The sequence below is a fragment of the Psychrobacter urativorans genome (assembly GCF_904846675.1).
GTDB classification, from domain to species: domain Bacteria; phylum Pseudomonadota; class Gammaproteobacteria; order Pseudomonadales; family Moraxellaceae; genus Psychrobacter; species Psychrobacter urativorans_B.
This window is the reverse complement of record NZ_CAJHBT010000008.1, coordinates 33,109-46,150: the sequence shown is the minus strand read 5'-3', so window position 1 is coordinate 46,150 and position 13,042 is coordinate 33,109. Positions and strand designations below refer to the sequence as shown.

The following is a 13,042-nucleotide window of genomic DNA, read 5'->3' as shown; positions in this document are numbered from 1 at the left end:
TTGATATATCAGCTGCTACTGTCTCAGTGCAAAAATCATAAGTTAGTAGTAGCTGACGGTCTTAACACTTTATTCATTTTGTTTAAAGACGAGTCGCCTTATGAGATTATCTCCATTGCAGCGCTACGAGCAAGTTATCAGTACCGATGATTTTACTCGAGATGACCAGCAGTATCAGGCTATGAGTTACCTTGATGAGCTATACCATCAGCTCGAGAATAGCGTAGAACAAAAAAAAGGTTTTTTTAGCTTTTTAAAAGCGAAACCTGTCGCGCCAAAGGGTCTGTATATGTGGGGAGGAGTTGGGCGCGGTAAGACGTGGATGATGGATATGTTTTATGACTCGTTGACCATCGAGCGCAAGATGCGTCAGCACTTCCATCATTTTATGCAACGCGTTCATCGAGAGCTAAACGACATCCATGGTGAGTCTGACCCGTTAGAGAAAGTCGCTGATATTATCTATAAAGAAGCGGTCATTATCTGCTTCGATGAGTTTTTTGTCTCGAACGTGTCCGATGCGATGATTTTAGGCGACTTATTTACCATGCTCTTTGATCGAGGTATTACCTTAGTCACCACCTCCAATATTAAGCCGTCCGGACTGTATAAAGATGGTCTACACCGTGACCGTTTTATGCCCGCCATTGCTGAGCTCGAGTGCCACACGCTGATCATGAATATTGACTCGGGCATTGACTATCGCTTACGGGTCTTGCAGCAAGCCGAGCTTTACAAATCACCAATGACTAAAAGTAATCACAATTGGCTTGCGAACCGTTTTGCCAGTCTCTCTAACAATATAAAAATAAGTAATGAGCCGATTGAAGTTAATGGTCGTGAGATAATAGTTAATGCCCGAACGGAAACCATTTTATTCTGTGACTTCCGTCATTTATGTATGGAGCCTCGTTCAGCGGCTGATTTTATTGAAATTGCCAATCGCTACAGTACAGTCTTGGTCAATGCAGTACCGGCCTTAGATGATAATTTGCGCGATCCGACTCGCCGCTTCATTTATATGGTTGATGAGTTTTATGATCGGCGCGTGAAGCTATTGATTCGTGCTGAGCAGTCTATTCTTGACTTATATCAAGGCGAAAAGCTGTCGTTTGAGATTGAGCGTACGCGCTCACGACTGCTTGAGATGCAATCGGAAGATTATCTAAAAATGAAGCACCGTCTTGATGATGCCGCGTAGAGACTTTATTGATGGGCTACTGATAGGATATTGATGGTGTATTAATGATAAAGTATTCAGATTAATAAAAATAAGGATAAATAATGAGCACGTCTAAAGATACGGTAGTAAATGCAACTGAAGACCAGAGAGTAAGTATAGCCCAAATAGATACTATAGAAGTAGACAATAAAAATGCGCAAGTGACTGATGAGCAGTTGATTAACTGGATAAAGTCAAGACGCAGCATTGGTAATTTGAGCATTCCTGCGCCCACACATGAGCAAATCAAAGCGGCGATTGGCTGTGCGGCTACCGCTCCTGATCATAAAAAACTGCGTCCATGGCGTTTTATTATCACCGAAGGCAATGCCCGTCACCAATTTGGTCGTGCTTTAGTGGCCGCTGCTGAAGCAAAAGCTGCTAGAGAAGGGGATGAGCTTTCGGACAAAGAGCGTAAAAAAATGTCTAATTTGCCACTACGTGCCCCAGTTATTATAACTGTCGTGACTAAGATGCAAGAACATAAAAAAGTGCCGCCCTTTGAGCAAATGCTAAGCGCGGGTTCTGCGGTACAAAACCTAATTTTAGCCTTAAAAGCACAAGGGTTTAGCACCGTTTGGCGTACCGGACTGCTGTGTAATGAGCCAGCTGTAAAAGCTTATTTTGATGTGGGCGCAGATGATTATGTCACGGCTTTTGTTTATACGGGTACCAGTCCTTGTGATACGCCTGTGCGTAAACCTATTGATATTGAGCCGCTGATACGCTTTGAGTCGTAAGCTTACATGCTTACACTATTGGGCGTTGAAGCGCAATATAATGCTATACCTTCTTATGCCAAGCGTATAAGCTGCATGAACGATATAAATCGGTCAACACGGATGATTGGATATGACAAGCCCTACTGAAAATCACGCTGACAACTCTGCTAACGACAGTAAAGCTGCAAATACTAGCAAAAATAACACCCCTGATAAGGTGGCTGTTAATAAAGAAGTAATTGCTAAAAAAGTGGTTGATAAAAAGAAACCCCTTAAGCCAAAGGAAGAAAACGACGGCAGCCATAATGAAAAGCACGGCGGATTGCTGGCAGGTATTATTGAACGCGCGACCAAATCAGGACTTGGCCGTAAAAAGATTGATCCGAGCAGCGTTGAAGCCGATGTTGCTAGAAATATGGAAAAAATCCACAAAAATCCTGCCAAACTGCGCTTAGCATTTTTGGGTGGCGGTAGCTTTGGTACCGCAATGGCGAACTTAGCAGCGCGTAATGGCTGTGATACCACGCTTTGGGTCCGTAACAAGCGTACCGTCAAGTCAATGGCCAAATTGCAGATGAATAAAAAGTATCTGCCAGGCTATAAGCTTGATGAACGCCTTAAATATAGCCATGATTTAGAAGATGCTATAGAAGATAAAGATATCGTTTTTGTTGCGGTTCCCAGCTTAGCCTTTCGAGAAACTCTCAAAAATATTGCCCCTTTTCTTACTGGACAGTCGATTGTATCCCTGACTAAAGGTATGGAAAAAGATACATTTGCGCTGATGAGCGACATCATTAAAGATGAGCTGCCGGAAGTGAATTTTGGAGTTATGTCAGGCCCCAACCTTGCGATAGAAATCATGAAAAATATGCCGTCTGCTACGGTAATTGCCAGTGATTCAGAGCCGTTACGCCATGCGGTACAAGCAGCGCTGCACAGTGCCTTTTTCCGGGTATTTGCCAGTGATGATATTCGCGGCGTCGAGCTTGGCGGGGCGCTCAAAAATATTTACGCCATAGCCATGGGCATGGCAGCTGCTTATGATGTCGGCGAAAATACTAAAGCAATGCTATTAACGCGTGGCTTAGCAGAAATGAGCCGCTTTGGAGTAGAAACGGGCGCGAATCCATTAACCTTCTTAGGCTTATCAGGTGTTGGTGATTTATATGCCACCTGTAACTCAGAGCTTAGCCGTAACTATCGTATCGGTAATATGCTGGGGCGCGGCATGAATATTGATGCGGCAGTCAAAAAACTCGGACAAACCGCTGAAGGGGTGAATACTATTCAGCAAGTGCATGAAAAGGCGACCAAAGAAGGTATTTATATGCCCATTACTCATGCGTTATATGCCGTCATTTATGAAGATAAAGCCGCTCTTGGCGTGGCTTTACATTTAATGGAAGCTGGCTTTCGTAGTGATGTCGAGTTTGTAATGGCCCACGACCAGAGTAACGCCTCGCTCACAGCGCAGATGCAAGCCGCAAGTGATGACAGCATTGACAATACTGACGACTAAAAACAATATATAAAAAAATTCAGTAAGAAAAATGTGCTGAGAAGCAATTAATAAGAAGTATAGGAACTATTATGAAAATTATACTAATGCGCCATGGGCAAGCTGAAGATGAGACACGCCCAGATAGCGCGCGTCAATTAACCGACTTTGGGCAACAGCAATCCGCCCAAACAGCTGATTATATTACCGCGCATTATACGCCGGATTATTTTGTGGTTAGCCCTTATGATAGAGCGCAGCAAACCTTAACACAATTGCAAACGCGAGCGCCCAATGTACCCGTAACAGTTCAAGATAACATCACCCCAGCTGATGATGCGCGCGCCGCCTTAACAGAACTTGCAGATATTGAAGCAGAATGTTTGGTAGTGGTCTGCCATATGTCAATTGTGGCGCATATTGCTAGCTTACTCACTGGCGTCAGTCCTGAGTCGTTTTCGTTGGCAGAGGCGCGGGTATTTGAGATGGAATTTGTTATGTCTGGTATGGCAAAAGAGATTGATCGCTTCGTTTCTGTCCAGCCGCGTTAATATTGACAGCTCTTTTTAATAAGCGGTTTAACAATTAAGGACACGCTTAGTGTTACACGTTTGGTTAAGAGCGCAGCACAGTCCGCTGGCTGTTTGGCATGAGAATACAGAACAGTGGCATGCGGTCGATGGCTGGCAACAGTTGCATGATATCTATAGCATACATGGCCATAAAACCCTATGTCTATATTTCCCTTCAAGCAATCTGTTACAAGTAGATACTGAGCTTAGCATTGCCCAGCTTAAGCAATTAGGGAGTACAGGCAAACAATATTTATTTGAAGAGACGTCCCTTACTCCGGTCGAACAATTAGCCGTACGGCAGATTGGGTATGCTAATAATCATTATTTATATGCGCTGGTGCAAAGTGATATCGAGACTTGGCAGCAAAGCGCAGTGCTAGCAGGCTTGACCATTCAAGCGTTATTGCCTGATTTTTTAATGTTACCCGTTCCCGAGGAGGGCGCAAGGCAGCAAGTGGTGTTATATCAAGATGAATATACCACCTTACTACGCCAGTCATCATACCAAGGGCTGGCGGTCAGTTATTTGCCACTAATCTTTGAGCGCTTGCCACAGTTAAACGAAGTTTGTGTGCTACCGATGCTCGATATCTCTGCCAACTCCATAGTTAATAGTGTTATTGACAGTGCAGACAATGCAGATAACGGCATTAACTTACAAAAAACAGGGTCAAATCCAGCAAGCAATATAGCGAAAGAAACAGCCGCGCTACTTGCAGAACGTCAGTTATTACTGACCGTCCTACCAGCTACGCCTACGCCTATTGACAATCCTGAGCGTCATGCGCTTAACTTCTTTATTAAATCGTCAGACTCGCATTTATCGCCTTATCTGCGCGTGGCTATGATGGTAGCGTTATCGGCTTTGGTGCTGCAAATAGCCACCGATGGCGTCCAGTGGTATCGCTACAGTGAAGCTGCTATTGTCACGCAGACAGAGGTTGCTGCTCAGTATAATTCGTGGTTTCCTGATGAGGCGTTGAGCACTCGTACGAAATTGCAAGCACAGGTGCAACCAAAATTGCGCAATGATAGCCAAGCACCGGCTTCTCATATTGCCTTATTGGCACGCATAGCCCCGCTCATTAAACAGTCCTCTCTGCAAGCGCAAGCTCTGGTTATGGAGCCGTCTGTATTGAGATTTACATTAATCGCGCCAGACCGTAGTAGCCTTGATGAGTTTGCTAATACGCTTAATACACAAGGTTTGAGTGCTAATTTGGAGCGGGTCGATAGTAATGAGCAAGGGCAATTTAGCGGTCAAATAACGGTGAATGTGATAGCCGACAGCTCAGCACCAGCTTCGGCTACTGAATCTTAAAGCAGCGTGGATGCACTACTAATCAATGTACTACTAACAGCATCGATAATATATCTGTCATTGTTCACGATTCACATCTTTTAGACATGATAGTAATTAGTGCTTAATAATTAGTAAGTAGCATAAGCAACCAAGGTTGAGTGATGAAAATATTACAGCATCGTGTCAAAATCCGTACACCAACAGCCAGTGTTTTGTCAGGGCGTATTATTCAGTATCAAAACCTGCTGTGGTCACGCTGGCAGCTATTACCACCTCGCGATCAGCTGGCTTTATACATATTGTTGGCTTTTTTATTATTGTTCATTGGTGGTTACGGCGGTTATAGCGTGCGCCAAGCGGCTACAGACAGTAAGGCGGATTATCAAGAGCAAGTGGCCGATTATTTTTGGCTGCGTTCGCAAGCGGGTAATATTGATAGCACTCTAAATACGGCTACTGGCCAAGAGGGCGCGTCAATGCTACCGGCTAGTAGTGTGAATGCTACGCTTAGTGCCTCCGGTGTCGACAATGTGCAAGTCGTTGCAACTGGTGATGCCGTGCAATTTAGTTTTAACTATCCTAGCCAAGCCATCGTCAGTGCGGCACTTGCGAAGCTTGAACAGCAGGGCTGGCAATTTACGCAATTATCCATACAGCAAGACGTTATTACCAAGAATATCCAGGTACAAGCGACGGTGATTTTTTAACGATGCTTGTTAGGAGATAGATGCAGCCATCATCTTGAAAACAGGCGTCATTGCCACAATGATAATAAAGATATGGCTGTTCTCAAGACAATATTCTAAGAGCTATAATTTAAAAGAACGGCTAAACTAATTTAACCAAGAGGCTAGCTGAGAACCTAACCATTAACCTAACTGAAGCCGTCAAGGTAGCGTAATGACTGATGATAAACAACGCACTTTAATTACTTATAACCACATAACCTATTTACTATATGTAGTGAGCTATTTTACGGCTGGACTGCTGTGGATTGTGCCTATTGTCATGAACTATACTAAGCGACATGATGCTGATGGTTCATGGTTAGCAACCCATTTTGATTGGCAGATTAAGACCTTTTGGTACAGCATCGTCTTGTTTGCAATCGGTGGTATGTTATTAGTATTTGCCTTAGGGGGTCTAGGCGTGAGTGTGATGGCAGATAGTGGTAACGGTGCCATCGGGTCAATTTTATTGACTGGACTGGGTCTGCTTATTATGGCATTCACCTTTATTTGGCACCTATACCGTATTGTCCGTGGCTGGATTGCACTGACGGATAATCGTCCTGTGCCATAACATTGTTTAGGTTAGTTAAGTTTTTATTCATTGACTATTGATTAATTAATCTGTCTTTTTTAAGTCCTAGCGTATGAAATTTCGGTCTTATTTCTGTTAAGCTGATATAATTACAGCGCTTAATTTGATACATTTTGTCCCATTCACCATTTTTCTTTAATCAGGGTTCATCGTTACTATGTCCTACGCCTTACTTCGCCCGTTTTTGTTTAAGATGGACCCTGAGCACGCCCACGATATGACCTTGTCTTTATTGTCCAAAGCCCATAAAGCGCGTACCTTAGGCTTGGTTTATGGTCAGCATATGCAGCCGATAGATTGTATGGGATTGCAGTTTTCTAATCCTGTTGGGCTGGCAGCAGGCTTGGACAAAAACGGTGACTATATTGATGCGCTTGCCGAATTGGGTTTTGGCTTTATCGAAGTGGGCACTGTTACTCCAAAACCGCAAATTGGCAATGACAAGCCGCGCTTATTTAGGCTTAGACAGGCAGATGCGATTATTAACCGCATGGGCTTTAATAATCAAGGCGTTGATTATCTAATTGAGAACGTCAAACGCTGCAAGTATAAAGGCAATATCGGTATTAATATCGGTAAAAATGCCAGTACGCCCGTTGAGAATGCAGCAAATGATTATGTTTATTGTCTTGAGCGCGTCTATCCGCATGCTTCCTATATTACAGTTAACATCTCCTCACCCAATACTAAAAATTTACGTGATCTACAAAGCGGCGAGGCCTTAACTCGTCTGTTAGATACTATTAAAAATCGTCACGACCAGTTGGCCACCGAATATGGGTTTTATGTGCCGCTAGTGCTCAAAGTCGCTCCTGATTTAGAACCAACACAGGTCGATTATATCTCGCAGCAACTACTAGATTTCGAAATTGATGGTTTGATTGCGACTAATACTACTCTAAGCCGAGTTGGTGTCGAAGATTTAACCGATGGCGAGCAAGCTGGCGGCTTATCAGGTCGTCCGGTCAGCCACATTAGCACTCAAATATTACAACAGTTCTCCGACCAGTTGGATGATAAAGTTGCATTAGTTGGGGTTGGCGGTATCGATAGCGGCGAAAAAGCTGTGAAAAAAATCAAAGCTGGTGCCGATATGGTGCAATTATATACCGGACTTATTTACCGAGGTCCAGGTTTGGTACAGTCCTGTATTCAAGCGATTGGCGGCTATTATGATGCTATGGAAAGTTAAATAGCCTACTTAACAACTTGGTTAATTAGATCAATAAAGACAAGGTGGTAAACATGAGTGGTCTGGATATTGTGATTGCCGTTGTTGTCTTAATGGGTTTATGGCGCGGCTTTCAAGTGGGTTTGATCAAAACAGCAGTCGGTTTGGTAGGGTGGTTTATTGCTCTAATTGCTGCTACTAGGCTGGCAAGTGCCATCGCGCCGCAGTTGTCAGGGTTAATAGAAAGCCCTGTACTACAAATGGCAATGGCGTTTTTATTAGTAGTGATAGTCATATTGGCGGTTATGCATCTGGTGGCATTCGTATTCTCAGGGGTGCTTAAAACCTTACGGCTGGGCGTAGTAGATAAAATGGCTGGCGGCGTACTTGGTGCGGCCAAAAATGTCCTCATTATCTTAGTAGTACTCAGTGTAAGTGCGCCGTTATTGGTACAGATGCCGCAATGGCAAACGTCAGTATTAGCGCCTGAATTATTACCTTATGCCCCTATGGCCAAGAATTTAGCGTCAGATATACTAGATGTCGCTTGGGATCAAATAAATGAATCATAAGCTATGATAAATAAGGCGTCGATCAACAGGACTGTTTTGAATCAAGCCCTGTTAAATGAGCCATTGATAAACGGTTAGCTAACCTCATTTAGCGCTCATAGCTTTTAACGCTTATGGTTTTTAATACTCATAATTTTAATATTCATAAAGCAACATTCATAGATTATCAATTCTTTATCTTTAATAACACTCTAATTTCAGCAAGCAAAATCATCAGTACCGATTGTCTGACAGATAGTGTTGTCAGTAACCGTGTCATTATTGCCTTACTAATGCGTGGCTAAAAATAGGATATAACTATGTGTGGAGTCGTTGGGGTTGCAGCTCATGAGCCAGTCAACCAAATTCTTTATGATGCCTTGACCATGTTACAACACCGCGGGCAAGATGCGGCGGGCATTGTGACCTTACAAGACGGGCGTTTATATTTGCGTAAAGAAAATGGCATGGTACGCGATGTTTTTATGAATCGGCACATGCAGCGTTTGGTGGGTAAGTTCGGTATCGGTCACGTTCGCTATCCTACCGCTGGCACGTCTAGCAGTGCTGAGGCGCAGCCTTTTTATGTCAACTCGCCTTATGGTATCACTTTGGCGCACAATGGCAATTTGACCAATGCTGAGAGCTTGGCAAAGTCGTTGTATCAAGATGATCGTCGTCATTTAAATACTGACTCAGACTCTGAAGTCTTATTGAATGTATTGGCGCACGAAATGCAAAATCTCAATAAAACTCATCCGACCCCTGATGATATTTTTGAAGCGGTAACGGCAGTTTATAGCCGCTGCGAAGGGGCTTATGGCGTAGTAGCGTTGATTACTGGTCATGGTTTACTCGCATTTCGTGATCCGAACGGTATCCGTCCATTGATTTTCGGTGAGCGTCTAGGAGAAAATGGGGGCACAGAATATATGGTGGCCTCAGAGTCGGTTGCGCTTACCGGTTCAGGATTTAGCATTATTCGTGATGTCAAACCGGGTGAGGCGATATTTATTGATTTAAACCACCAATTGCATACCCATCAATGCGTAGAGCAACAAGAGTATACGCCCTGTATTTTTGAATATGTCTATTTTGCACGTCCAGATTCGATTATGGATAACATTTCAGTCTATAAAGCCCGCCTACGTATGGGTGAAAAGCTTGGCCAAAAGATTCTTAAAGAGTGGGGCGAAGATCACGATATTGATGTCGTGATACCGATTCCTGATACCTCGCGTACTTCCGCGATGGAATTAGCGCTGATGATGAACATTAAGTACCGTGAAGGCTTTATGAAGAATCGCTATATTGGGCGTACCTTTATTATGCCCGGTCAGCAGCAGCGTAAAAAGTCGGTTCGTCAAAAACTTAGCCCAGTACCGCTAGAGTTCAAAGGTAAGAATGTGCTATTAGTCGATGATTCTATTGTGCGCGGAACCACCTGCCACGAGATCATCCAAATGGCACGCGATGCTGGTGCTAAACAGGTCTTTTTTGCGAGCGCCGCGCCGCCAGTAAAGTACCCTAATGTCTATGGTATTGATATGCCGGTACGCAGCGAGTTGATTGCCTCAGGTCATAGCGTAGAAGAAGTCCGCCAAATTATCGGCGCTAATCGTTTGATTTTTCAGGATTTAGATGACCTGATTGATGCGGTGAAAGACACCAAGTACAGTAAGGTTGAAGGCTTTGATTGTGCAGTATTTAATGGCTGCTATATCACCGGTCAAATTAACGAAGCGTATCTTGATCATTTACAAGAGCTGCGTAGTGAAACTGCCAAAACTGGTAAAAAAGGCGTGCAAGTGGTTGCAGATACGCCTGTCGATATGACGGGTGTAGAAGAAATGTAAAAGCACGCCCAAAAATAAGCTCGTTTAAATAAAAACAGGCTAAATCCTCTATAGGGTTTAGCCTGTTTTGTTATGGTCAATTTGATATAGCGTATTTATTTATAAGACGCAACTCACTTATAAAATCAGATAAATTATAAAAAGTGATTAAATAACCATAGTAAACCGTTGATAGCGGCAATACCAACCACCATGCTGACCAGTAGTTGGCGACTGATATGATAGATGAGTAATACTAGCAATAAAGCGCCAATTTGAGCCAGTAATAAATGCAGCGCAGCGTCATTCAAGCCAGTTGTTAGTGATAAATCTTGATAGGCAAGGCTGGTTAGAATTAATAATATCAATACTGATAATGGTAAGCTCTCATTAAGACGATGTAGCCATGGCTTATCCAGCAATTTTTGCGGTATTAATGCTGGTATAGCACGGGTAATAAAAGTGACTGTCGCCATGGCAAAGGTCGCTGTAATTAGGTAACTACTGGTCATGAAAACCTCCTGTCACCGTACGCTGTAACAAAAATGCACGTGCTAAAATCAGTAGCATACAAACCGCAATAGCCACCAATAATAACCAATGACTGGTAAATAAAGAGGCAATAGCTAAGGCAATAAAGGCAATACCAATCGGGAAGTAGCGTTTAATAGCTTGAAATTGCTCGTAAGCCAAGATAACAAACAGACAAATCAGAGCAAAATCTAAGTGCGGTACTAAATCGTCGAGGGCGCTACCTATTACTACGCCAATAGCCGTCGCCAATACCCACCAGCTTTGATTAAATAAACTTATCGGTAGTATCAGCGCTTGCCTTGTATCGGCAGGTAAGCTGGTCATCACCGAAAAGGTCTCATCTGTGAGGGCAAATAAACAGTAAATCTTGGCAAGTTTTTGAGTCGGTAGATATTGCAATAATGGCGCACCATAAAACACATGGCGCAGATTAATAGCGGCAATATTGGTGGCTATATTGCCAACCGGTAGTCCAGCACTGAGCATCGGCAAGCACGCATACTGCGCAGCACCAGCGTACAATACGATGCTCAGCATAATGGTTGCCCAAATAGGCACGCCTGCAACCTGTGCCAATACACCAAAAGCAATGCCAGCTGGAATATAACCCATTGCTACCGGAATACTTTTTTTAAAGCCGCCAGCCCATTGATAGGTCGGCTGTCGTTGCTGCTTAGAATGAATGCTCACGTGCTATCCTAAATTTTTCTAACGGGTTAATTAATTTTTTGCTCATTCCTCAGGCATATTACCACTCAAGCGTCATACTATTTAATGCTTATAATAATCAAGTGTCATAGTACTTAAATGATATTACTGATTATCAATTATAAACTGGGCTGCAAGGTCTCATAACCACCTTTTGCATGCGCGTGGTATAAAAACCCACTAAGCACCAGCATTCGCAGCAATAATATACTCCACACACTGAGCCAGATACCCGTCATACCCCATTGCTGATATAACATCCAGCTGAGCGGAAAGAAGATAACTGCCCATATTAAAGCGGCATTACGGATTACTCGACCAGCAGTTAAGCCAAAAAATATCCCATCGAGCCAATATGCTCCCACACCAATTACTGGTAATAGTATTGCATAGCCTTTATAGGCCATAGTCAGTTCTAGAACTGGCTCGATATTGGTCATTAGCTGCAAATAAGTGGGCATGCTTAACCACCAAATGATGCTTAACCCTAAGGCGAGGCCGTAGCTAACTATTCCTGTACGCTTGACGATAATGCTAAAACGCGGCCAATCTCGTCGTCCTGCGGCTTGACCCGTTAGAGTCTCCGCTGATACAGCCACGCCATCGAGTGCAAAGGCTGAAATACTCAATACCTGTAATAAAATCGCATTGGCAGCCAGTACCAAATCGCCACTCTGCGCAGATAAACGTGTAACCCAAGCAAAGCTTAAAGTTAAAACTAAGGTACGTATAAAGATATCTTTATTTAAAGAAAGTAGCCTAAGCATTTTTTCTTTAGCAAAATGCTGTGAGTCTACAGCGAATAGGGCGGTCCAAGTCAGTTGTAGATGACGACGGCTAAGCCATAACGCTAAGACCACACCCGACCAAAAGGCGATAGTCGTCCCTAATGCCACACCTGCTATGCCCATTTGCATACCATATACAAAAAACAGGGTCAGAATAATATTAAGAATGGCAATAAAACCTTGCTGATAAAGCATGTAACGGGTCTTACCTTGTCCTGCAAACCAGCCAATAAAGGCAAAGTTCATCAGTTCCGCAATCACACCCCAAAAACGCACGTCTAAATAAGTTTTTGCGGCGAGCCCGCTTTCAGGATTAGCAGATAATGCCTGTAGCCCATAATCAATGAGCCAAGGTTTTGCCAGTAATAACACGGCACCAATAGCCAATGCTAATAACAGTGCGCGCTGCAAAATCGATAGCAATGGCGATTGCATCTGCGGGTTATTTTCTGAGTGACCACTTGGCGCGTGATTATTCTCAGCAAGTTGCCCTAAGGCTTGTGCGGACAGGCCAGAGGAGGCATATTGCAGAAAATTAAAACTGACCAGCAATAATGACAACAGCTGAATCGCCAATCCCATCCCAGCAAGCTTGGCAGCATCATGCATATTTCCCACAATTGCGGTATCAATCACGCTCTGTAGCGGCATGGCCAAATTAGCGAGCAGTACCGGCACAGCAATCGCAATAATATGGGCATAGCGAGTATCGATAGGCGACATTGCAGTTGGCGGAACAGTAGAGGGCATAAAATAATCACTTATGCAAAAATACAGGTGATGTTAACCACCCATTTATGGTGTGGCGA

General features: G+C 43.5%; 13 protein-coding genes. 10 read left to right on the top strand and 3 right to left on the bottom strand.

The genetic code is table 11. From position 1 onward, the window contains the following. Positions 1–100: 100 nt before the first annotated feature. The 10 genes from zapE (at position 101) to purF (ending at position 10,224) form a co-directional block, all read left to right on the top strand. Positions 101–1,201, top strand: a complete 1,101-nt coding sequence (zapE, locus tag JMY06_RS05585) for a cell division protein ZapE (RefSeq protein ID WP_201616993.1) — start codon at positions 101–103, stop codon at positions 1,199–1,201. A gap of 83 nt (positions 1,202–1,284) precedes the next feature. Then, positions 1,285–1,962, top strand: a complete 678-nt coding sequence (locus JMY06_RS05580) for a nitroreductase (RefSeq protein WP_201616991.1) — start codon at positions 1,285–1,287, stop codon at positions 1,960–1,962. A 397-nt stretch (positions 1,963–2,359) separates the two neighbouring features. Further along, positions 2,360–3,466, top strand: a complete 1,107-nt coding sequence (locus JMY06_RS05575; protein WP_227672201.1) for an NAD(P)H-dependent glycerol-3-phosphate dehydrogenase — start codon at positions 2,360–2,362, stop codon at positions 3,464–3,466. Positions 3,467–3,537: 71 nt separating this feature from the next. Beyond that, positions 3,538–3,996, top strand: a complete 459-nt coding sequence (gene sixA, locus JMY06_RS05570) for a phosphohistidine phosphatase SixA (protein ID WP_201616989.1) — start codon at positions 3,538–3,540, stop codon at positions 3,994–3,996. Between the two features lie 49 nt (positions 3,997–4,045). Continuing rightward, positions 4,046–5,341, top strand: coding sequence for a type II secretion system protein GspL (gspL, locus tag JMY06_RS05565; protein ID WP_201616987.1), 1,296 nt, complete (start codon positions 4,046–4,048; stop codon positions 5,339–5,341). A 143-nt stretch (positions 5,342–5,484) separates the two neighbouring features. After that, positions 5,485–6,030, top strand: coding sequence for a type II secretion system protein GspM (gene gspM, locus JMY06_RS05560; RefSeq protein ID WP_201616985.1), 546 nt, complete (start codon positions 5,485–5,487; stop codon positions 6,028–6,030). A 193-nt stretch (positions 6,031–6,223) separates the two neighbouring features. Continuing rightward, positions 6,224–6,625: a DUF4870 family protein gene (locus JMY06_RS05555; RefSeq protein ID WP_201616977.1), complete on the top strand. Its 402-nt coding sequence runs from the start codon at positions 6,224–6,226 to the stop codon at positions 6,623–6,625. A gap of 178 nt (positions 6,626–6,803) precedes the next feature. Next, complete coding sequence (locus JMY06_RS05550) at positions 6,804–7,838, top strand: quinone-dependent dihydroorotate dehydrogenase (RefSeq protein WP_201616975.1); 1,035 nt, start codon at positions 6,804–6,806, stop codon at positions 7,836–7,838. A gap of 53 nt (positions 7,839–7,891) precedes the next feature. Next, positions 7,892–8,389, top strand: a complete 498-nt coding sequence (locus tag JMY06_RS05545; RefSeq protein ID WP_201616973.1) for a CvpA family protein — start codon at positions 7,892–7,894, stop codon at positions 8,387–8,389. A 299-nt stretch (positions 8,390–8,688) separates the two neighbouring features. Next, positions 8,689–10,224, top strand: coding sequence for an amidophosphoribosyltransferase (gene purF, locus JMY06_RS05540; RefSeq protein WP_201616971.1), 1,536 nt, complete (start codon positions 8,689–8,691; stop codon positions 10,222–10,224). A gap of 134 nt (positions 10,225–10,358) precedes the next feature. Here purF and JMY06_RS05535 read toward each other — a convergent pair whose 3' ends face one another. From JMY06_RS05535 to JMY06_RS05525, 3 genes are all read right to left on the bottom strand, one after another. Continuing rightward, entirely contained in the window at positions 10,359–10,715 is a 357-nt protein-coding gene (locus JMY06_RS05535) for an AzlD domain-containing protein (protein ID WP_201616969.1), read from the bottom strand. Continuing rightward, entirely contained in the window at positions 10,705–11,349 is a 645-nt protein-coding gene (locus tag JMY06_RS05530) for an AzlC family ABC transporter permease (RefSeq protein WP_201617066.1), read from the bottom strand. The genes JMY06_RS05535 and JMY06_RS05530 overlap by 11 nt, the downstream gene beginning before the upstream one ends. A gap of 215 nt (positions 11,350–11,564) precedes the next feature. Next, positions 11,565–12,983 (bottom strand): MATE family efflux transporter, encoded by a 1,419-nt coding sequence (locus JMY06_RS05525; protein WP_201616967.1) that lies wholly within the window; start codon positions 12,981–12,983, stop codon positions 11,565–11,567. Positions 12,984–13,042 lie beyond the last annotated feature (59 nt).